The sequence below is a fragment of the Novosphingobium sp. BAM6 genome (assembly GCF_057784955.1).
In genome coordinates, this window is record NZ_JBYNTR010000003.1 from 55,596 (window position 1) to 78,374 (window position 22,779).

Sequence of the window (22,779 nt, forward strand, 5' to 3'; positions counted from 1 at the left end):
TCCATTTGCTCTTGATGTGAGAAAACGTTTTCTCACGGAAAAAGTCAAGTGGGGTTGTTAAACCGTACCAAAAGTGGTCATAAGTGACGGCAAGAGAGGGCTATTGCCGATCGGATAAGAGAACGATTTCCAGATGGCGACAGGAATCAAGGATGTGGCAGCCGTTGCCGGGGTTTCACCGGCAACCGTTTCGCGTGTGCTGGCAGGCAAGCCCGTCGATCCGGCCATGGCAGACCGGGTTCTGGCTGCGGTGAAGGCAACCGGCTATCGGCCAAATCTGGCGGCACGGCGCCTGCGCTCGCGCCACACAAACACCATCGGTCTGGTTGTCGCCGATATTCGCAACCCGTTCTTCACTGCCGTCTCGCGCGCCGTCGAATCGCTGGCGGCCGCCCGTGGCCTGCGGGTGATCCTGTGCAACACCGACGAAGACCCCACCCGCGAAGCGACGTATCTCGAACACCTGCATGAGGAACGCGTGACCGGCGTGATCCTTGCGCCATCGCGCCAGCGTGTCGCCACGGCGGAACGTCTGGATCTGGATTATCCCGTGGTCCTGATCGATCGCACCGTGCCCGAAGGCACCTTCGACTGCGTGGTGCTCGACAATGCGCGCATGGCCGAAATGCTGGTCGAGCACCTCCACGCACAGGGCAACCGGCGGATCGCAGGCCTGTTCGGCGCCGACAGCAGCACCGGTGTCGAGCGTCGCGAAGGGTTCCTGCGCGCTGCACAGCGACTGGGCCTGTCCGCAGAGGCGCTGGCCATACCGCATAACGCGGATGGTGCCGAGGCGGTGATCACCGCGCTTCTCGCCAGGCCTGACCGTCCCGACGCCATTGTCGCCAGTAACGGCGTGATGCTGCTGAATGTGCTGCGCTGCCTGCGCGAGGCGGGGCTCGATGTTCCGGCGGACATGGCGCTGGCGGGCTTCGACAACAACGCGTGGATGGAGTTCGTCGGGGGCGGCCTGACGGTGATCGAGCAGCCCGTCGACGAGATCGGACGCACCGCCATGACGATGCTGCTCGACCGGCTCGACCATCCGGAGGTGCCGCCGCGCAAGGTCGTCCTGCCGGGGCGGCTGATCGCACGCGGGTCGAGCATGTCGCCTGCCGCCGTCATCTCCCCGGCCAGCGACCAAGGCCTTCCCTTATCCCCCGCATCCGGAGACTGAAGACACATGGAACGTACCACCATCGGCCGCGACACGCGGGTGTGCATGTCGCTGTCGGCACGGCCGGGCAATGCGGGCTCGCGCCTGCACAACTGGCTCTACGATCATTACGGTCTGGACTATCTCTATAAGTCGTTCAGCACTACAGATCTTGGCGCGGCGGTCGGCGGCATTCGCGCGCTGGGCATTCGCGGCTGCGCGATCTCGATGCCGTTCAAGGAAGCGGTGATCCCGATGCTCGACGGGCTCGATCCGTCCGCCACCGCGATCGACAGCGTCAACACGATCGTCAACGACGATGGCGCGCTGACCGGGTTCAACACCGATTACAGCGCGGTACGCGATCTTCTGGAAAGCAACCGTGTCGATCCGGCCCTGCCGTTTCTGCTGCGCGGCAGCGGCGGCATGGCCAAGGCCGTGGTCGCCGCGCTGCGCGATACCGGCTTCACCAAAGGCACCATCGTCGCCCGCAATCCCGAAAGCGGCCCGGCACTGGCCGCGCAATACGGCTATGACTGGCTGGCCGACATGCCGGAGGAGGGCGCCGCCGTCCTGATCAACGTAACGCCGCTGGGCATGGAAGGCGGACAGGCCGATGCTCTGGCCTTCTCGCCCGAACAGATCGCCGCATGCGAACTCGCCTTCGATGTGGTGGCGCAACCCGCGGCGACGCCGTTCATCCTTGCCGCGCAGGAGGCGGGCAAACGGATCATCTCGGGCGCCGAAGTGATCGTGCTTCAGGCCATCGAGCAATTCGTGCTTTATACCGGCATTCGCCCCGAACCCGATGTGGTGGTCGAGGCAGCGGCTTTCGCGCACGGCGAGGCGGTCGCGGCGAGGCTGCGCAAGGCGTGACGCAAGCGACGCGGCGCGCCGTCAAGATCAGCGCGCCGCAACCGGCCTCAGAACGAAGCTGAATCGGCGCTCGACTGGCTGGACGCGATAGTCGGGCAGCGGGCGCCCCTCGGCATTCCAAGTGGTGTCCCCGCCAAGACCCGCCTGAACGGCATCGATCAGCAAGGTGCCGTGATCGTGGGGCACGATGTCCGTGCTTTTTGCGGTTCCGGGTGGGCGTCGGCGCAAGTCTTCATAAGGGAAGGCCAGTGCATTCATCGTCAGCGGGGTGTCGCCGGTCACGGAGAGGCCCGGTGCCTTTCCGCCAGAAAGCGCCAGCCAGCGCACATCGGATTTTGTCCCGGTATCCTGCGGCCGGATGAAGTCATGATACTGGTCGGCAAGGGCCGCCTTCCAGAGGCCGACAATCGCCCCTGTCTTGCGGTCGGCATAGTTCTCCCAGGGCCCGCGTCCGTACCATTCCAGCTGGGTAAGCCGCATCGGGAACGAGAATTCCAGCCCGATGCGCATGGGCTCGGGCAAGTCCTTGCGCAGGGGCAGGAAATGCCCTTCGACCGCCACCGAACCATCTCCGCGCATGGTATAGCGGCTGTCGAACACGGCGGCGCCGGCGCCCAGTCCGTAGCGTACGGCGATGCTCCTGGCCCCGGCGGGATCGCGCTGGATCTCGACCTTTTCGACCGTGCGTTGTCGCGACATCGTCGCCCATGGCGCGGCGATGTCTGCCGTGCCCGTGCCCAGATCGTTGTCAGTCGGCATCCGGAAGAAATTGGGATTGCCCCCGGACAGAAGCTCACCATCCTTTGTCGTGTAGCGGGTGAGAAGCCCGCTATGCCGGTCGATCACCAGCGTCGCACCACCAGCACTGAGGGTAACGCTGTCCGGGCCATCGTTCACCGTAACTTGCCCGCTTATGCGAGCGGCAGGGGCCGGGATCACCGTGCCATAGGCGAACTGGTCCCAGCCGATGGCATGGTCGGCAGGGGCATATGGCATGTCGTGCGTCGCATCGTAGGCGCGCAAGGTAACAAGATATTCGGTTCCGGGCTTGCGTTTGACAGCGGGCAGCGACAGCGTGAAGTCCTGCGATGCATGCGGGGCTGTATGCAAGGCAGGCGCGACACCCTGGGCGATCGGCACGCCGTCCGCCGTCAGTTCCCAGTGGACACGATAGCCTGAAAGGTCGCGAAAATCGTTGTGGTTCGTCACGCGGAATAAACCGGCTCGCGCATCGACCGCAGAAAACTGTACGGGGGAGTAGACCTTGCGGACCTCGTACAACTGCGGGTTCGGCGTGCGGTCGGACTGGAGCAGCCCGTCGCCGAACTCGATATCGCCGCCGGGATTGGGGCCATATTCACCGCCATCGCCCCAGTATCGCCGGCCATCCTTGGTATAGCGATACATCGACTGCTCGACCCAGTCCCAGATGAAGCCGCCCTGCAGGCGATCGGGGTGGGCGTAGATCGCCTGCCAGTCATCGGCAAAGCCACCGCCGGAATTGCCCTGCATATGGGCATATTCGCACTGGATCAGGGGCTGTTTGAACTCGGTGTGCTGCGCATAATCGAGCATCTGCGCGATGCTGTGATACATCGGCGCGAAGATGTCGGAATAGGACGGCACCCGATGATCGGCGGTCGCACTCCACCCCAGGAACGAGATCAGCCGGGTGGGGTCCATCGCCCGTGCTGCTGCCGCGGCCTTCTCGAAAGTCGGACCGACGCCGCTCTCGTTGCCGAGCGACCAGAAGATGATCGAAGGGTGGTTCCGGTCACGCGCGACCATGTTGGTGACGCGCGAGATATGCGCGGCCTCCCAGGCCGGATCGTAGCCCAGCAGGTAACGCGCCTCTTCCCCCGGATGCCCCTTGGCCGCGCCCATGTAGGCGTGGCTTTCGATATTGGCCTCGTCCATGACATAGAGGCCAAGCTCATCGGCAAGCGCATAGAGCCTCTCGTCATTGGGATAGTGCGATGTTCGCACGGCGTTGATGTTGTTGAGCTTCATCAGCTCCAGATCATGCCGCATGGATTGTTCCGAGATCACATGGAACGTCTCGGGATCGTGCTCGTGCCGGTTGACGCCGCGAATGGTGATCGGGCGTCCGTTGACAGTGACCAGCCCATTACGGATCGCCACGGTGCGAAAGCCGATGCGCTGTGCCGTTGCCTGCACGACATGTCCCTTGGCATCGACGAGTTCGATCAGCAGCGTGTAGAGGTTCGGCGTTTCGGCGGTCCAGGCACGCACGTTCGGGAGCGAGGCCTCGATCCGGGCAGATTGCCCGCGAAGGCTCGTCGTGCGGGTCAGGAGAGTGGTGCTGCCATCCTTCAGCGTTGCCCGAACCGTCAGCCCCTCGGCGGCTGCGGTCCCGTGAAGGCTCAGATCCAGCGTGCCGTCGCGATAGCCGCTCGCCAGCCCGGTCTTCGCAAAGAAGTCATCCACCCGCGCGCGCGGCGCGGTGATGAGATAGACCGAGCGCTCTATGCCGGAGACACGCCAGAAGTCCTGATCCTCCATGTAGCTGCCGTCCGACCAGCGGTAGACCTGGATGGACACGCTGTTGCGACCCGGCTTCACGAAACGGGTGATGTCGAACTCGGACGGCAGCTTGCTGTCCTCGCTGTATCCCACCTTCTGCCCGTTGACCCAGACGTAGTAGGCAGAGCCCGCCGCGCCGATGTGCAGGATGGTATCCTCGCCCGACCTTGCCGCCAGCGTGAAGTCGCGGCGATACGATCCCACGGGATTGGTGGCGTGGGGGATCAGCGGACGGTTGGCGGGGAAGGGATAGGTGATGTTGTTGTAGCGGGCCTGATCGTACCCTTCGGCCTGCCAGTCTGCCGGAACCCTGATCTCTTTCCAGCGCGAGACATCGTAATCTCGCCGGAAGAAGTCCTTGGGCGCCCCGTCGACCGAAGGAGAGAAGGCGAACTTCCACAACCCGTCCAGCGACAGATAGCGTGCCGAGGATGCCATGTCCCCATCGATCGCCTTGGCTGCCGTCTCGAAAGGAAAACCCGTGGCGCGGGCCGGCAGCTTGCCGATGGCGAAGACGGCAGGGTTCTCCCAGTCCGGACGCTGCGGATCGATCTGGGGCTGGATCGGCGGCACCGGTTCCGAGGCGAGCGCCGTGCCCGCGATCAGCGCAAGAAGAAGGGCGGCGCGTTTCATGGGAAAGTCCATTCGAGAATATCGGGAGTGCCTTCGAACACAAGCCGCACGTAACGCGCCGTGCCGCCAAGCGCTGGCAGGCGGACGGGCGAGCCCTGGGCCGGGATCGACTCTCCGCGCCGTTCCCATGTGCGTCCGTCACGCGAGATTTCGACGGTGAAGCGCAACGGATGCAGGAGATCTGCGGGGCGCAGATAGCTGGCAGGTATCGGGCCGATTGCCCTAAGGTCCGCCTGAAGCCAGGAGGTTGCCGAGCCCGGTGGCGCCTGCCATCCGGTGGCGTAGTTGTCGTCCCCCGCCTTTTCGGCGGTGTGCCGCACATCGCTTGCGGCGGAGGCGCTCAGTGCCACGCTGCGGCCTGCCTGACGATGCGCAGCGGTGCCCGGAATATCCGGGCCTTGATGTGTCGGTCGAACCGGGAGGAGTCGTTCTCCCGACACATCAAGCCTGTCCACCGCGACCTGCCGCAGCACCTCGTCGCCCGCACGGGGGAAGGGCAGCGCCTGGCGGTGATAAAGGATATAGTCCTGCCCTTTCACGCGGAATACCGCGTGATGGCCGGGGCTGATGATCTGCGCCGCCGCGTCTGTCGCCAGCAGGGGCTTGTCATCGGGTTCGCGGAAGGGGCCGAACGGCGTATCGCCCACGGCATAGCGGACCTGATAGGTGTCCTTGGTCGTGTTGCCATAGGAGGACATCAGGAAGTAGTGCCCGTTGCGCTTGAGCATGAACGGGCCTTCGAAGTAGTGCGGCGGCGTCACATCGCGCACTTCTCCGTCGAACGTGACCATATCGGGCTTCAGCTTCACGACGAAGCAGTGCCCGTTGACCCAGTTGAGGCCCGATCCCCAGTAGAGGTAGGCTTGGCCGTCGTCGTCGATGAAGGCTTCGGCGTCGATCATGTGGAAGCCGGGGCGGAAGTTGCGCGGGATCAGCGGCTTGCCATGGTTGGCGTCTTTCCATGGCCCGGCGGGATGTGTGGCCGTACCGACCCACACCTCGTTGCCGACCGAGACATACATCCAGAACCTGCCATCGCGTCCTTGGACGACGGAAGGCGCCCAGACGTTGGCGGAACCCGAGGTCGCGCTGTGCGCAGCGGCCTTGGTCGGCCAGTTCGGCGTCGAAAAGGTCCAGTTGCGAAAGTCGCGAGAGCGCCACAGTCCCAGTTTCTCGCCGCCCCACGGGTCCATCGTCGCAAAGATGAACCACTCACCCTTGTAGTGCACGATCGAGGGGTCAGCGAAATAGCCCGGAAGCAGCGGATTGCGGGCATGGGCCGCATAGGGATTGTTGCCCGCTGACGTCGACGTTGGCGTTGGCGGGGATGCCAACAGATTACCGGCAGCACCTGCCAGCGCCATTGCAGCAAGGCCAAGCGGGATGATGTGACGTAGCATCAGCGCTGTCCCTTCCCGCCATCAGGGTTCGTCTGTCCCCATTCATTAGGGCGGGAGGCCAGCCGCAATTCCAGCGTGCCGCCTGCCATGATGTCACCCTGTCGTACGAAAGCTGTATCCAGCGGTTTGCCGTTGAGCGTGGCGGAGGTGATATAGATACGCCCCGGTTTCCAGTTGGGCGCGAGGATCGTGAACGTCCTGCCGTTCTCCAGTCGTAGCACGGACTTGGGCTGATGTGGAGCATGGAGATAGAACGTGTCGGTGGTGAGGCGCGGAAACAGGCCCAGACGGTTGAAGACATAGTGCGAACTCATCGCGCCGTTGTCCTCGTCTCCCGGATAGGCATTGGCAGTGAAGCGCGCGAAGATGCGATTTGCCCAATAGCTGGAAAGGTCGGGCCGCCCCACTTCGCTGAACAGCCATGGCGTTGCGAAGCTGGGTTCGTTGGTGATGTCGATCAGCCCGCTGTCGAGCGCGTGGCGCAGTCTTTCGATGAACTTTGTCCGCCCGCCCATGGCGGCGACCATGCCGGGCACATCGTGAAGCATGTCGTAGGAGTAGATCCAGCCGGTGCCTTCATAGAAACCAACGTTCTCATAAGTCTTGCCGTCCCAGCCCAGCTTGGGATCGACGGGCTGGAAGCGTCCGTCCGGATAGCGGGGCGAGACAAAGCCGGTGTAACCGTCACTGGTCGCATCCTTATCCCACACCTTGCGCCAGTTGCCCGAGCGCGTGAGCAGGGTGACGCCTGCATCCTTCTGCCCGGTCGCCTCGGCCAGCTTCGCCGCGTAGAAATCGTTGAGAGCATAGGCGATCGTTGACGATCCCGAACGCGCGCGCGGATTGTCGGTCTCCGGGCTGCGATCCCCGACTGCGAACCAGCCATCTATCAGGTAGCGCGGTCGCCGCTCCTCGAAAGCATCGTGCAGCGCGACTTCGGCCGCCGCATTCCAGTCGACGCCCGGCACATGGCGGATCAGCCCTTCGCCCAGCACATTGTCAACTTCATCGCCGCCCTGGCCAACGTGGTAATTGCGACCCGAAATGAAGGCCGTGTGTGCCGCGCCGTATCGCCGGTACGTGGCGACGATCGAGGCGATGTTGCCCGCGTACACACTGGGGCGAAGCAGCGACATCAACGGAAAAGCAGTCCGGTAGGTGTCCCAAAGGGTGTAGTAGTCGTCCCAATGCGGCGTGGTGCGATCCGCAATGGGCTGATCCAGCGTCCGATCGCGAGGCTGGATCACCGAGTGGTAGAGCGCGGTATAGAACCGGCGCTTGTCCGCAAAGCCAACACCTTCGATGGTCGCGCGGGACAGTTCCTTCTCCCACACTGCCCGTGCGCCTGCTTCCACATCGGCGAAGTGTTTGCCGCTCAGTTCGGCATCGAGCAGTTCACCGGCTCGCTCTGCGCTGGTGAAGGAGACCGCCACTTTGAGTTCGACCGGGCGATCGGTGTCGAACTGCCACCACGCGGCAAGTTTGGTATCGGCAGGCACCTGCGCACGCGTCGCATCGGGCATCACCTTGCCGCCACTGCGCACCCCCCACGAGGTCGGCTTGCGATCGAGCTGCGCGACGAACCAGATATCGACATTGGCCGGAGACCAGTAGGTCTTGCTGCGTACCCGACCGACCAGGCGACCGCTTTGCGGGTCCAGCGTCACATCTGCACCGTCGCTTGCCAGTACTCCGCCGATCTTGCGCGTGATATCGAACACCAGCGTGCCGGGTTTGCCCGCAGGATAGGTGAAACGATAGAGCGCGGCATAGTGCCCCGGCGTCACCTCCGCCCGCACACCATAGCGGTCCAGCGTGACCGCATAGTGGTCAGCGGCGAACTCTTCGTGCGATTTCGGCGAGAGATGGTCCGGTTCATCGAAAGCCAGCGCGCCGGTCTGCGGCGAGATCAGGAACGTGCCGTAAGTCGTTCGCCCGCCCGAGCCTTGCGTGTGCAGTTGCGCAAAACCGCTGATCGGTGCGGTGATGTCATACCCCGCGTTGCTGCCCGTCAGCGTTTCCGGGCTGGGATGGATCGAGCCTGCGGGCAGGGAAGGGCCAGGGACCGTATCGCCTTCATTGTCGTTACCCAAGCCTACGCGAGGGTCCACATAAGAGACCAGCGATGCCGACGGTGCGGCATCACCCGCGGCCATCACCTCGCCGGACGGAAGAACCATCGCAATCGCTGCGCCCAGCATAAGGCGTTTGCGGTTCCCCATCGTCTCCCCCTTCATGACTGTTTTTCACTATACTTGCAGAACGGTATGCGATGCAGGCGCCGCAGGCTCAAGCCCCGCGACGCCCGTGCAACACCTTAGAACGTGCCGCGCAGCGTCAGCGTAAAGGTGCGACCGTCATAGTCGTAGCGACGCGGCAGATCGGGCTGGTTCTCGTATTCGTACCGGATCGCGTTGGTCAGGTTGTAGGCATCGACCGAAACCGACAGGAAATCGGTGATGTTGTACGAGGCCGAAGCGTCCAGCTGCCCGCGTGCACGGACCTGACGCGCGGCGCCGGTGAACGTTCCGGCCGAAGCCAGATCGTACTTGCTGCGCAGGTTGTAGACCAGACGCACGCCGTACTTGGGCGTTTCGTAGTAGGCGATGACGTTCAGGTTATGCTTCGAAACGCCCGGCAACGTTGCCTTCGCGCCGGTCGCGGTCTTGCCGCTGATGGTGGTGTAGGCGTAGTTGAAGCCGCCTCCCAGGTTCTTGAGCACACCCGGCAGGAAGTCCAGCGTCTGCTGGAAGTTGAACTCCAGGCCGCGCACGGTGATCGGGTTGCTCTGGTTCATGTAGCCCGAAGCCGAGACCAGATAGGGCTGGGTGACGCCGCCCTGCGTGTAGGTGAGGCTGCTTTCGCAACGGTCGCCGTTGATCGTCAGCGTACCGAGCCCCAGTGCGCTGGCGTCCGCGGGGCACAGCTGTTCGGGGTCGGTGATCTGCGCGATCAGCCCGGTGATCCGCTTCTGGAATGCGGCGAGCGAGATGATCCCGTTGGGCCGGTTGTACCATTCCAGCGAGAGGTCGAGCGAGGTCGAGTTATAGGGCTTGAGATCGGGATTGCCGAGCGTTACCGAATAGACCCCGTTCGAAGGTGCGCTGACGACCGTGACCGGCGTAAAGGCGCGCGGCTGCGGGCGCACATACGTCCGATACGCGGCGGCACGCATCAACAGCTTGTCGGAAATGTCAGCGATCGCGATGAACGAGGGCAGCAGCTTGTTGTAGCTCTGCTTGTACGTGGTGTTCGCGAAGTCACTGGGCGAGCCGATCGAGTTCGTCAGCGTCACGCGGTTGAGCGCATTGATGATGTTGTCGGTATGCTCGAAGCGCAGGCCGCCATTGCCGCGAATGGTGATGCCACCGACCTCGAATTCGTACTTGAGCTGCCCGTAAACGGCTGCGATGTTGTTCTCGTTGCTGAAGTTGTAGAGCGAGTAGCTGTTGTCGTTATACCGGATGTTATAGCCCAGCGGCGACAGTTCACCGCCCGGATAGGCCGTGACGGGGGTGACTTCGGACAGGAACTTGCTGATGTCCGTCACGTACCAGTTGCTGGTCGGGCTGCCGCCGTTTCCGCCGAAGAAATCGCTGGATGTCGGGCTCTGGCCCAGCACGTCGCCGGTCAGGTTCTGGATCTGCAAGCCATAGGCGCTGGTGCGGAAGCCCTGAGAAATAAACAGGTTGTGCTCATAACGTCCGCCGACCTGAATTCCGGTGAGGGCGCCACCGTGGAACGTGCGCTCAAGATCGACCTGCGCAGCCGCCAGCTTGTTGGTGGCATAGCTCTGCGTGCCGGTGAACTGCATGCGGTTGGTCTGCGCCGATGTCGTCGCCGAGTTGTAGTAATACGTCGGATCGGCGACGCCGCCCCACACGCCGGTAGAAATCCCGGCCACGGTGTTCGCCGGGTCCGGATTGATCGTGTAGGAGAAGTCGTCGAGATTGCCGCCACCGGTATGCATCGTGCCGCTCAGCCCATTGCCGCCCGTGCGTTGCATCGTCTCGAAATCGACTTCGGTTTCGGTCGAGCTGTTCGAGGCCTGCGAAAGCGTACCGACCGCGCTCACGCGCCAGTCGTCGTTCTTCCATTCGCCCGTGGCATCGATGCCCCAGGTTTTCTGATGCTGGCCATAAAGGCGGGTGGAGGAGACCGCGACGGGATTGGAATAGTCGAAGTCGTTGACCACGTAGCGCCCGTCCGCCAGCGCCACAGGAGCACTCAACGCGGTCAGGGAACTCGCATCGTTCAGCGAATTGACCATGATGTACTGGATGGTCTTGGGCTGCTTGCGATCGGTCAGGAAGCCGGTCACACCGATCTTGGCGTTATCGTCGATCTGGTATTCCGCGCCGCCCGCCGCCGAGAACAGGTTGCCCTTGTTCAGGCGCGAATACTGGCGGATCTGCGAGTTGTAGAGCACTCCGGCAGTCGATGTCGTTCCGGTGCAGGATGGACAGGCTGCCGACGGCGCATAATAGGCGCCCACCAGGTCCGAATTGGCTTGTGCCTGCGCAGCGGACATCGGCGTGTAGCTGTTGAACAGGATGGAATCGCGACGGAAGCTCTCGCGCTTGTAGGCAAAGACGCCGAAGACCGCGAAATTGTCGCTGAAGTGATGGTTGTAGCCAACCGTCGCTTCGGGGCCGCCGGTGCTGCCCAGTTCATTGTACTCATAGGCCAGCTTGGCAAAACCACCGTCCTTGCGACCCAGCGCCGGGGCGATCTGCAAGTCGACGTTGCCCGAAAGGCCGCCGCTCTGGGCATTGGCCAGCGGCGATTTGTCGACGACGATCGCGCTGAAAATGTCGGCATTGAAGGCCCCCAGCGGCGCTGCCTCAGACAGGATCGGCTCGGCAAACGCCACGCCGTTCATCGTCAGGCGCGCATATTCACCGGGCAGGCCGCGCAGGTTGATCGTCGCATTGCGGCCCTCCGCCTCGCGGTTGATCTGGACGCCGGGAACGCGCTGCAAGGCCTCGCCAACGTTGAGATCGGGGAAGCGGCCAAGACCATCCGACGAAATGCCGTCGGTAATGCTCACTTCCTTGCGTTTGGAGGCGATGGCGTTGGCGTAGGCCTGGCGAAAGCTGGTAACGACGATCTCGTCCTTGCCCGGCTCCGAGGCTTGCGAAGAGTTGTCGGCAACGGCTGTTGGCTCTGCCGCGCCGCTTTGAGCACCAGCAGTGGATTGCGCCCAGACATTCGTCGAGCTGAGCATGGTGCCGGCCAGCATCGTGAAGACCAGACCGCGATACGTCACGCCACGTGAAAACATATAAAATCCTCCCCCTTTTCGTCGGAGGCGGGTTTTCCCGCCTTTCCGATGCGCCGTGCGGGTGTGTCTCGCCGGCAAAGTGGTCATACCATTAGGTGGGAGGCTGTCAATCTTGTCAGACTAGATCGACGGCCAAAATTGCAATGATAGCGTTATCTGGAGGCAATCATTCGCAATAATGTCTTTGTCGATCAAACTGATACGATGGACCATAATAACAAAAATATTTTTCGCGATCGCCTTGGAGGGATTTTGGTCAAACAAATCCTGTTGGCGGTGGAACTGCGCCAATCACGCCAAGATGCGGCTTGCAGGGCGCCCTATGCACACTCTATCAGCCTTGCGATGGACGAAGACATTTCCCTCGAACGCCCGCAGCGGCGCTTGCTGCGCCGCCTTTTCAATGGCCGTACGACGCCAATCCATGTCAATGAGGTCGCGCTTCTGACGTTCCGTCAGGCCAGCGCCCATATTCTCTCCCTGCCGGAAGAGGAGCGTGAGGGTGCATACCAGGCAATCAAACTGGCTGCGAAAACCGAAGAAACATGACATCCATCATGAAGTCATTCATAATATATTGAAAATAAACAATACTTTTCAATTCCTCGGCAGCCCGAACGCCTCGCCATTGCTCGACTCATCGCGCCGAGACCACGCTTCATCCATGCTGGCCCCAAAACGCATCGATTTGCTGTAAGGCCCGCATTCGCTTGATGCCGCACACTGGCGTCGCTTTCCTTCCAGGCTGCCACGCAGCCGCTATTCGCCATGTGCGCCGCGCCACTCGTGCGGGCTTTCGGCGGAACCGGAGACATAGATGTCCGCAGGACAGGCGCTCAGCGCCCAATTTGGCTGGTTCAAGGCCAGCGACGAACTGACCCTCGACGATGTAACCCTCGTCAACCGCCAGACACTCAACCGTGCCGCCGCCGCTGCTGCACTCGGTAATGCCATGGAATGGTTCGATTTTGGCGTCTACGGCTATATTGCCATCACGCTCGGCCACGTTTTCTTTCCCGCCGGAAGCCCCACCGTTCAACTGATCGCGACGCTGGCGACGTTTACCGCAGCGTTCTTGGTCAGACCATTGGGCGGGCTCGTGTTCGGCCCGCTTGGCGACCGCTACGGGCGGCACAAGATTTTGGCACTCACGATGATCATGATGGCACTGGGGACGTTCGCCATCGGGTTCATTCCCGGCTATGCCCAGATCGGTATCGCCGCGCCGGTCCTGCTGCTTGTCGCGCGTCTGGTTCAGGGTTTTTCGACCGGTGGGGAATATGGCGGTGCGGCAACATTCCTGGCCGAATATTCGACCGACCGACGGCGCGGCATGGTTGGCAGTTGGCTGGAGTTCGGGACACTGGGCGGCTATATCGCGGGAGCGGGAACCGTCACCGCCCTGCAGTTCGCACTCAGCGACAGCGAGATGCTCGCATGGGGCTGGCGTATTCCTTTCCTGATCGCGGGCCCCCTCGGCCTGCTGGGCCTCTATATGCGCCTCAAGCTGGAGGAAACGCCCGCCTTTCAGGCCTACTCGGCTGAAATCGACGCCCGCGAAAGCGATCGTCCGCGCCTTGCCGACCTGTTCCGGCTGCACGCACCGCAACTGGCGAAGTGCATGGGGCTGGTGCTGGTCTTCAACGTCACCGATTACATGTTGCTGACCTACATGCCCAACTATCTCACTGTCACCATGGGCTATGCGCAGAGCAAGGGGTTGCTGCTGATCATTCTGGTGATGGTGGTGATGATGCCGCTCAACGTGATGGGCGGCATGTTCAGCGACCGCCTTGGTCGCAAGCCGATGATCATGGGGGCCTGCATAGCGCTGATCCTGCTGTCGGTGCCCTGCCTGCTGCTGATCGGAACGGGCAGCGATGCCTTGATTTTCCTGGGACTTATGCTGCTGGGGATTGCTCTGGTGTGCTTTACCAGTTCGATGCCTGCGACTTTGCCGGCGCTGTTCTACACCCCGGTCCGCTACAGCGCCCTGTCGATCGCTTTCAATGTCTCGACATCGCTGTTCGGTGGTACGACGCCGCTGGTGACGGCATGGCTGGTCGAGAAAACCGGCGATCCCCTTGTCCCCGCCTACTACCTCATGGCCGCCGCGACGATCGGTCTGGTCACGATGATGACCGTGCGCGAGACCGCAGGGCTGCCCTTGCGCGGCTCCCCTCCGGCTGTCGAGACTCGCGCCGAGGCCGTGGCACTGGTTCGCGGGGACGAGCCGGTAACCGTCGACCCTGCACTGCCCGAACTCGCTACCGCACGCTCCGAACTGCCTGCACCGGCGATGTCTGCAGCCTGACAGAAAGTGACTTAGGGGCTTGATAAGGGGGATGGACGCGGCATTCTGGGCAGCGCCCTCGCTGCAAAGGAAAACCGATGTCTTTCCCCCTCCGGACGCTTTCGTTGCCGTTCGCCGCTCTTGTCGTTGCTGGCCTTGCATCGCCGTCATTCGCCTCGCCGTCTTTGACTTCATCGGGCCAGGCTGCCGTAAAAGCCGCGCTGGCATCGCCTTCACGGGCAGACCAGCAGGGCGACGATACCCGCCGCAAGACAGAGCAGGTGCTTGATTTTGCGGGTGTAAAGCCCGGACAGAGCGTGATCGATTTCCTGCCGGGCTCTGGCTACTGGACGCGGATCTTCACCAATGTCGTTGGACCGAAGGGGCATGTCTTTGCGATCTGGCCCGCGTGGGGTGCGAAGTATGCGACCAAGGCGCTTCCCGCGCTGGAAGCGCGCAAGATGGCGAACGTGACGGCCGAGGTACAGTCCAGCGACCTGCCGAGCGTTACGCGTCCCGTCGATCTGTTCTGGACGGTCCAGAACTATCACGACATCAACAACAACCGTGGCGAAACGGCCCTGAACGCGTTCAACGCGGCGGTCTTCAAGGCCTTGAAACCCGGCGGTATCTACATGATCATCGACCATGCCGACACGCCGGGTTCAGGGCTTTCGGGCACGTCGACCAAGCATCGTATCGACAAGGCGACAGTGATCCGCGAAGTCACGGCGGCCGGGTTCAAGCTCGCCGGGGAATCGACTGTCCTGACCAATCCGAACGATGATCATACCAAAACGGTGTTCGATCCCTCGATCCGTGGCGAAACCGACCAGTTCGTGCTGAAATTCCGAAAGTCGCGCTAAGCCATTGGAAGATAAAGGCTTTTCGGCGCTTTTTTCGAAATGGGCAAAGCCGGGCTAAAGACAGGGTAAAGGTAGGGTAGAAGGGGGCTAAAGCCGCCTTGAATGCGTTTGAACATCCCGGAACCGCAATCTGCCAAGACAAAGGGCCCCGGTTCGGAAAAATCGAACCGGGGCCCTTTGTTATTTCGTGTCTATCGCGGCTGAGGTCAGCCCGGCAGGGCGGGGGTCGGGCGATCGAGTTCCGCAGCGGCGATGGCCGTGAGGTTGAGGATGCCGCGCGCGGTGACGCCGGGCTGCAGGACGTGGATCGGCTGCGCCAGACCCATCAGGATCGGGCCGACCGTGGGCGAGCTGGACGAAGCCGAAAGCGCCGTCAGCGTGATGTTCGCGGCATCGAGCGTGGGCATCACCAGCAGGTTCGCCGGGCCTTCGAAGCGACCGTCGGGCACGATGCGATCACGCAGGGCCTGGCTGAGCGCCACGTCGGCGTGCATTTCGCCATCGACCTTCAGTTCCGGCGCGGCCTTGCGGATGATCTCCAGCGCCGCGCGCATCTTGCGGGCGCTCGGGCTGTGCGACGAGCCAAAGTTCGAGTGCGAGACCAGCGCCACGCGCGGGGTCAGGCCGAAGTGCTTGAGCTGCGTCGCGCTCAGCAGCGTCATTTCCGCGACCTGCTCGGGCGTGGGATCGGGCACCATGTGCGTGTCGGTGATGAACAGCGCACCGGCGTCGAGGATCAGGCCGGACAGCGCATAGGCACGGCTGACGTCCGGGCGGCGACCGATGACGCGCAGAACATGCTCGATCTGCTTCCAGTATTCCGACCGTCCGCCGACGATGGCCGCCTCGACCCGGCCCGTGCGCAGCAGCAGCGCGGCGGTGACGGTGGGGCGGCGATAGACGTGGCGCAGGATCTCGTCACCGGGAACGCCCTTGCGGGTGGCGACCGCGCGATAGGCCTCGACCAGATCGGCCATGACCTCCTTGTCGGTCTCCGGGTCGATCACCTCGACATCCTTGTCGAGTTCGAACGAGAGGCCGAGGCCGGGCAGGCGCTGCTCCAGAATACGGCGGCGCGCGACGATGGTGGGGCGCACGATGCCTTCGTCGAGCGCGTCCTGGATCGCGCGCAGCACGCGCTCGTCCTCGCCCTCACCGTAGGCGATCTTGCGACCGGTACGGCGCGCGGCCTCGAACACCGGCAGCATGAGCTGGCCCGAACGGGTGTTCTGGCGGGCGAGCGTGCGCTTGTATTCGTCGAGATCGATCGTCTTGGTGGCAACGCCGCTCTCGATCGCGGCCTTGGCGACGGCGGTGGCGATTTCGCCGATCAGGCGCGGATCGAACGGCGTCGGGATGATGTATTCCGGGCCGAACACCAGCTTGCGACCGCCATAGGCCTGCGCGACGCTGGCGTGGGCGGGCAGACGCGCGAGACCGGCGATGGCTTCGGCGGCAGCGGCCTTCATCGCCTCGTTGATCGCGGTCGCGCCGACATCGAGCGCGCCGCGGAAGATGTAGGGGAAACACAGGACGTTGTTGACCTGGTTCGGATAGTCCGAACGCCCGGTGGCGATGATCGCGTCGGGGCGTACCTCGCGCGCGACCTCGGGGCGGATTTCCGGCTCGGGATTGGCGAGCGCGAAGATCAGCGGGCGGTCCGCCATCGAGGGCAGCCACTCGGGCTTGAGCACGCCGGGCGCCGAGAGGCCAAGGAACACGTTCGCACCGGGCAGCACTTCGGGCAGGGTGCGCGCATCGGTCTGGCGGGCATAGCGCGCCATATTCGGCAGCATGCCCTCGCGGCCCGAATGGATCACGCCGTCCTTGTCGGTCAGCGTCACGTTCTCGACCGGCAGACCCATCGACACCAGCAGATCGACGCAGGCCAGCGCCGCAGCGCCCGCACCGGACGTGACGAGCTTGGCCTCGGTCAGCGACTTGCCCTGCAGCACCAGCGCGTTCTTGACGGCGGCGGCGACGACGATAGCGGTGCCGTGCTGGTCGTCATGGAAGACCGGAATGTTCATCCGCTCTTTCAGCGCAGCCTCGATATGGAAGCACTCGGGCGCCTTGATGTCTTCGAGGTTGATGCCGCCGAAGGTGGGTTCGAGCAGGGCGACCGCCTCGATGAACTTTTCGGGATCGGTGGTGTCCACCTCGATGTCGAACACATCGATATCGGCGAACTTCTTGAAGAGGACCGCCTTGCCTTCCATCACCGGCTTCGAGGCGAGGGCGCCGATCGCGCCAAGGCCAAGCACGGCGGTGCCGTTCGAGATCACCGCGACGAGGTTACCGCGCGCGGTGTAGTCCAGCGCCTTGGCCGGATCTTCGGCGATTTCCATGCAGGGGGCGGCGACGCCGGGCGAATAGGCCAGCGCCAGATCGCGCTGGTTGACCATGCGTTTGGTCGGCTCGATGGTCAACTTACCGGGGCGCGGATAGAGGTGATAATCGAGAGCCGCGCGCCGCAGTGTATCGTCCATGGTGTTCTCAGCCCTCGTTACGCATCTGTCTGGTCGGTCCGGCTTTAACCGGTGTTGGTGGCAGCTATAGGTCTGCCGGGGGCCGGGTCAAGCAAGGCAGGGGGTGTTTTGGCCTTCCCGACTTGCGCAAACTGCAAGTTCATGAAGGGCCGTTGCAAGTGCGCCTGCGCCCTCTCGCAACGCAGCATTTGCGCGGCGACACGGCACAGGCGCAGTCTGTCAGGGCTTGGCCGTGTCGACCTTGACGTTCACCTGGGCCTTGGGGGCATCCCGCAGACGCAAGTGCAGCACGCCATCGGCAGGGATGCCGGTTTGCAGCGCGGTACCCGTGTACCCGACCGGAACCGCCGAGGCCGAGACGAAGGCGGCATCGGTGCTGACCGCATCGACGAGATAGAGAGACTGTCCGGTGATCGTGCAGGCAGGCTTCGCGGCCTTGGCATCGCAGCTCGCCGAAACGATGCGCGGCAGGCGGGCGAGCGTTGCCAGCGGCTGCCAGTCCCCGGCGATGCCCGCCTGCACCACCCGGAAGCGCAACGGCCCGAAAGTGGAGGGGGGAAGATCGTCGGGCGACAGCGTGCCCACCAGCACTTGCGCGCTGGCCATGGTGAGCCCCTTGCCCATCGACAGGCGGGCCAGCACGTCATCCGAAGTGCCGGCGATCTCCAGCGTATCGGCGGAAGTGAAGGCCATCCCCTCGGGCGCCTGCAGCGAGAACACCAGCGAGGCGGCGTCGGGCAGGATGTCATCGCCGGTGATCTCCAGCGGCAGCGTTCCGGCAGGTTGCGGGGCGGGGCGGATCGTGCGGCCGATGATGGTCGCCTGCGGGCGCGGGGCGGCGACCTTGACCGATATCGTCTGGCTGCGGCCGCCAGTCAGGTGAACTTGCGCATCGACACTGGTGCCTGCCGCCGGAACGTGGGCTCCGGCCTGCGCGGTCAGTGAAAGCCGGTCAAGATTGTCGTTGCGGGTAAGGCCGTCGGGCGTGAAGGTCAGACTGCCCAGCGCCACGTCCTTCACCTGTTCGAGCCGCTGCCCGGTCATCAGGATATGCCCGTCGTTGCCATAGGCGGTGATCGTATCGATCCGGCTACTTTCGGCGCGGGCGGTCAGCGGCAGATCGCCCGGCTTGTCGCCCGGCTTGTCATCGCCGCGATAGCGCACCGAGAGATGCACCGGCCCCGGCGCGGCACCCGTCAGCGGCACGGTGACGGAGAGACCGTCGCTGGCCGAAGCGGTCCACTTCACCGGCTGCGGTGCGCCGTTGCCGCGCTGCATCGTCACGTCGGATACGCAGCCCGCAGCGCCGCCGCTGATCTCGACCGTGTTGTCGCGGCCAACCACCAGATCGCTGGTATCGGCAACGACCTTCCACGCGCCGGTGCCGGGGCGCTGAAGCTGGAAATCCGGGCCATCGAAGCTCTCGAAGCCCCAACGTCCATGCAGGTGCCCGCGCAGGGTGCCGGTCGCACCGGCGGGAAGGGCACTGGCGGGAATCACATAGCCGCCGCGATTGGCGCGCGCCTCGACCGGGATCTCGATGATCTTGCCATCGGGGCCGGTCACGCGCAGCGACACGTTGTGCGCAAAGCGGGTGGAGAACACCAGCGGAGCACCTTCAACGGGCAGCACCGCGTCACCCGTCGCCACGCAGATCGGCCCCTTCGCGGTCGAGCGCAGCTGCGGCGGCACATCGGCCTCGACGGCGGGCATCCCGGCCACCATCACCGACTTGGGCTTGTTGAACGAGGGCGCGGCGTTGAGCAGCAGCGACAGCGTGCTGCCGTCGCGCTGGGTCAAGGCGGGCAGATAGCCGAACGAGGGGTTCGAGAACGCGCCGAGCATGCGCACAAGATCGCGCGCCACGCCGATATAGGCGCTGTAATACCCGGCCCCGCCTTCGGGCGTGGCGCTCAGTTGCAGGGCGAGATCGGTGGGCGTGTCGGTCAGCGTATCGGCGAGCGAACTGGAATGCACGTCGCTCAGAACCAGCGTATCGGGGCTTTGCAGCAGACACGAAGCCTGCTCCTGCGCGACCTTGGAGAGGCAATCGGCATTGAGCTTGATCGACAGGCTGGAGGCGAGCACCGGGGCGATCTTCTGCAAGGCTTCGGGCTGGTAATCGCCCTGCGCGCGGATCGCCGCCATGAACGCTTCGAGCCGCGAATGGTCTAGCGAGGCCTGGTTCAGTTCCTGCCCGACGCGGACGAACTCACCCGGCTTGCCGCGCACGGAATCGCGCAGCACGCCTTCGGCGCCGCCGGTATCGGGCACCATCAGCAGCACCATCTGCCGCGCGCCCTTGGGCACGGTGACATCGAGCGTGTGCTTCTTGTCCTTCTTCTGCCAGGTCTCGGTGAACTGCACCCAGTCCTTGGGTGGCGGGTTGGTGGCGCCGCGCAGGAAGGCCGAGACGAGGATGAAATGCGCGCCCTGATCCGGCCCCACGGCGGAGCGGATGACCAGCTTGTCCCCTTCGGACAGGCTGGGCACTTGCGCGATCGGCAGCGTCTGCTTGCCGCGCGTCACTTCGATGTCGATGCGCGGGCCATCCAGCTCGAACGGCGCAGGATCGGCAGCCGCGGCGCTGGAACTCACCGCCAACGCGGCAACAAGCGAAAGGCCGGCGACCGCGCTTGCCCTTGTCAGGCGCTTGCGGGTAAGGGCGGGGCATTGGCGGATCGTCTCGTACGGCAAGCGTTGCGGTTCCCTGTCCTTCGCTGAGGGCTCATTTTCCCATGTGCGTTGCAGCATGGTGTTCCCCAGTGGCAGGACCAGCCTTGCGCTGCGATGAAGCGAGGACGCAGGAAGGCGGGACAATGTTCCCGAAAGCGCCGAGATTGCCTCTCAACAAGCGAGCGGCTTCCTGAACGCACCGTTTCGTATATTTTTGTTTCCGGCGCCGCTTATCGCTTGTTTCTGCACGCGACGTGGCGCAAACGCGGGACATATGGGACAGGACGAAATGATCCGAGAAACCGCCACGCCGCAGCGTCGCGGCCACGATGCCGAGCGTACCCGCGAGGAGATTCTCTCCGTCGCGCGGGAAATTTTTGCCGAAAAAGGTCTGAACGGCGCTCGCGTCGACGAGATCGCCGAGGCAACGCATACTTCCAAGCGGATGATCTACTACTACTTCGGCAGCAAGGAAGGGCTCTATCAGGCGGTTCTCGCGTCGTCCTATGCCGGTATTCGCCGGGTGGAAAGCGAGGCGGACCTCGATGACATGGAGCCCATGGAAGCGCTGCTGCATGTCGTGCGCGGCACTATCGACTATCAGGCGCAGAACCCCGGTTTCGCGCGGCTCGTGGCGGTAGAGAACATCCAGCGCGCCCGGTTCCTGACCCAGATCGAGGGCATTCGCGAACACAACCGGCCGATCATCGACGTGCTCTCCGCGCTGATCGCGCGCGGCGTCGGGCAAGGCGTGTTTCGCACAGGCCTGGACCCTGTGGACCTGCACTGGCTGATCAGCAGCTTTGCGGTCTTCAACGTTGCCAACGATGCGAGTTTCTCGTTCCTGTTCGAGCAGGGCACCAAGCGCGAGGCGCGCCATGCCCGTCATCGCCAGACCGCCGAGGATGCGGTGCGGCGTTACTGCGCCGCGTAATGTCGGTGTGAAGTTCCGGGCGATCGCACAATGGCGACGCCCGGAAAAGTTCAGGCCGGAAAAATTCAGGCCGGAGATACTCCGGTCAGAACTGGATCTTGACCTGCGCGCCTGCCGCGATCGCATCCTTGCGATTGGCATAGCTGAACGCGCCCGGATCGGCGATGTACTGCACGTCGGGGCGCAGGATCATCCAGTGGTTGACCTGGATGCCATAGCTGACCTCGATCGCCGTTTCGCCCTGTGGCAGCGAGTCCATCCCGCCGGACAGGTCGTTCTCTTCGGCATACTGTTCGCGCAGGCGCGGGTTCACCACCGCCTTGACGACGCCGACGTTGAACGTGTCCTGATCGCGGCCCTTGAAGGTGCCGGTCTGGACCAGACCGAGCGTGTACCAGCGCGTGATCTGCGCGGCAGCGCGCGGGTTGAGCGTGTAAGCGGCGATCACGCCAAGGCTGCGCTTGTTGCCCCGCTCGCGCAGCACCTGCTGGTTGACCAGAAGGTAATAGCCCTGACGGCTGCCGACCTTGCCCGAACGTCCGGTACGCGCAACGTTCGAGGTGTCGTAGATGAAGCCCAGCTTGTAGCTGCCCGGCAGCCAGTGGTCGCCGGGGTTGTGGCCGGGCGTATACTCCAGCTCAACTGGAAGCAGCACGCCGGTCGTACCGCCTGCGAAGATACGGAAGGCGTTGCGTTGGACGCTGAGTTGCGCGTTGACCTGATCGACACCGACACGCAGCGTCAGATCGTTGCGAAGCTTGGCGCGAAACGCGATGCCCCAGCGCGCGTTGGGATAGTTGTACCACCCGGTATTGCCCGACATCGACAGCGGATGGGCGCAGAACGCTGCGTTGACGAAGTTGCAGCCCGCCGCGATGCCGCCCATGTCGTTGCCCATCGCGAAGTAGCCCGCGCGCACGTTCAGCTTGCCGCCGTCGAAGTCCTGCTCGACGGTCAGTTCGGTCAGCTTGGTATAGAGGCCGCCATAGACTTCCTGGATCGGCAGACGGTTGCCCACGTAATCGCTGGACGTGCCCACGCCTTTGCGGTCGTTGATGGTGAAGTGCAGCTTGCCGCCCTTCCAGCCTGCGATCTTGTCCATGTCCAGATCGAAGCCGCCGCGCAGCTGCTGGGCATAGGCCGTGCCCTTGCGCAAACCGCCGGAGACCACACCCAGCGTTTCCGAAACATAGTCGGCACGGAAGGTGATGCCATCCTCGACCAGCTTGGGACGAAGGCCCCACCAGTCACCGGTCAGCGTCTGGCGTTCGTGATCGACGGTCGCGGGAAGCGGCTGCGATGCCGCACCCGGCGAAGGTCCGGCCAGAGCCTTGCCGCGTTCTTCCTGCGATTGAGAGCTGGCCTTGCGCTCGCCAGATTCGTCTTCGCGACGCGCTTCAGTTCGGGTCGGGGCAGGCTCGCTGGCCTGATCGTCATTAACGGCGGCATCATCGGCATAGGCCGGCGCCGCCAGTCCCAGCGCCGACAGACCGGCGACAAGGGCAAGAGGTCTTTTTCCCAAATACTTCATTGTTCTTATATCCATTTACCGCCCGGATACAGGGTCTGCATCCGGGCGGCGGTTGGAAATCCGCGCCTTCGCGATCAGGCGAAAGCGTCAGATCTCG

13 protein-coding genes are annotated in these 22,779 nt (G+C 63.6%); 6 read left to right on the forward strand and 7 right to left on the reverse strand.

All coding sequences use genetic code 11. From position 1 onward, the window contains the following. The first annotated feature begins 133 nt into the window (after positions 1–133). Positions 134–1,177, forward strand: coding sequence for a LacI family DNA-binding transcriptional regulator (locus tag AC3EC3_RS12230; protein WP_488489895.1), 1,044 nt, complete (start codon positions 134–136; stop codon positions 1,175–1,177). Positions 1,178–1,183: 6 nt separating this feature from the next. Beyond that, entirely contained in the window at positions 1,184–2,032 is an 849-nt protein-coding gene (locus tag AC3EC3_RS12235) for a shikimate 5-dehydrogenase (protein WP_488489896.1), read from the forward strand. Between the two features lie 27 nt (positions 2,033–2,059). On the opposite strand, the gene AC3EC3_RS12240 is transcribed toward AC3EC3_RS12235, so the two are convergent. The 4 genes from AC3EC3_RS12240 to AC3EC3_RS12255 form a co-directional block, all read right to left on the reverse strand. Next, positions 2,060–5,209 carry a glycoside hydrolase family 2 TIM barrel-domain containing protein gene (locus AC3EC3_RS12240; RefSeq protein WP_488489897.1) on the reverse strand — a complete coding sequence of 1,050 codons (3,150 nt, stop codon included), beginning with the start codon at positions 5,207–5,209 and terminating at the stop codon, positions 2,060–2,062. After that, positions 5,206–6,609 carry a family 43 glycosylhydrolase gene (locus AC3EC3_RS12245; protein WP_488489898.1) on the reverse strand — a complete coding sequence of 468 codons (1,404 nt, stop codon included), beginning with the start codon at positions 6,607–6,609 and terminating at the stop codon, positions 5,206–5,208. Before AC3EC3_RS12245 ends, AC3EC3_RS12240 begins: the two co-directional genes overlap by 4 nt. Then, positions 6,609–8,831: a GH92 family glycosyl hydrolase gene (locus AC3EC3_RS12250; RefSeq protein ID WP_488489899.1), complete on the reverse strand. Its 2,223-nt coding sequence runs from the start codon at positions 8,829–8,831 to the stop codon at positions 6,609–6,611. The genes AC3EC3_RS12245 and AC3EC3_RS12250 overlap by 1 nt, the downstream gene beginning before the upstream one ends. Positions 8,832–8,926: 95 nt before the next feature. After that, on the reverse strand, positions 8,927–11,893 hold the full coding sequence (locus tag AC3EC3_RS12255) for a TonB-dependent receptor (protein WP_488489900.1): 2,967 nt from the start codon (positions 11,891–11,893) through the stop codon (positions 8,927–8,929). A 204-nt stretch (positions 11,894–12,097) separates the two neighbouring features. Between AC3EC3_RS12255 and AC3EC3_RS12260 the strand changes: the two genes are divergently transcribed. The 3 genes from AC3EC3_RS12260 to AC3EC3_RS12270 all read left to right on the forward strand — a co-directional run bounded on the left by AC3EC3_RS12260 (position 12,098) and on the right by AC3EC3_RS12270 (position 15,052). Next, entirely contained in the window at positions 12,098–12,442 is a 345-nt protein-coding gene (locus AC3EC3_RS12260) for a hypothetical protein (RefSeq protein ID WP_488489901.1), read from the forward strand. A gap of 268 nt (positions 12,443–12,710) precedes the next feature. Continuing rightward, a complete protein-coding gene (gene proP / locus AC3EC3_RS12265; RefSeq protein ID WP_488489902.1) occupies positions 12,711–14,207 on the forward strand; it encodes a glycine betaine/L-proline transporter ProP in 1,497 nt (498 codons plus the stop codon). 77 nt (positions 14,208–14,284) lie between these two features. After that, positions 14,285–15,052, forward strand: coding sequence for a class I SAM-dependent methyltransferase (locus AC3EC3_RS12270; RefSeq protein ID WP_488489903.1), 768 nt, complete (start codon positions 14,285–14,287; stop codon positions 15,050–15,052). 206 nt (positions 15,053–15,258) lie between these two features. On the opposite strand, the gene AC3EC3_RS12275 is transcribed toward AC3EC3_RS12270, so the two are convergent. Next, a complete protein-coding gene (locus tag AC3EC3_RS12275; RefSeq protein WP_488489904.1) occupies positions 15,259–17,541 on the reverse strand; it encodes an NADP-dependent malic enzyme in 2,283 nt (760 codons plus the stop codon). A 219-nt stretch (positions 17,542–17,760) separates the two neighbouring features. Next, positions 17,761–20,238, reverse strand: coding sequence for a hypothetical protein (locus AC3EC3_RS12280; protein WP_488489905.1), 2,478 nt, complete (start codon positions 20,236–20,238; stop codon positions 17,761–17,763). A 268-nt stretch (positions 20,239–20,506) separates the two neighbouring features. Between AC3EC3_RS12280 and AC3EC3_RS12285 the strand changes: the two genes are divergently transcribed. Continuing rightward, positions 20,507–21,151, forward strand: a complete 645-nt coding sequence (locus AC3EC3_RS12285; RefSeq protein ID WP_488489906.1) for a TetR/AcrR family transcriptional regulator — start codon at positions 20,507–20,509, stop codon at positions 21,149–21,151. 85 nt (positions 21,152–21,236) lie between these two features. Here AC3EC3_RS12285 and AC3EC3_RS12290 read toward each other — a convergent pair whose 3' ends face one another. Then, positions 21,237–22,682, reverse strand: a complete 1,446-nt coding sequence (locus AC3EC3_RS12290; RefSeq protein WP_488489907.1) for a carbohydrate porin — start codon at positions 22,680–22,682, stop codon at positions 21,237–21,239. Positions 22,683–22,779 lie beyond the last annotated feature (97 nt).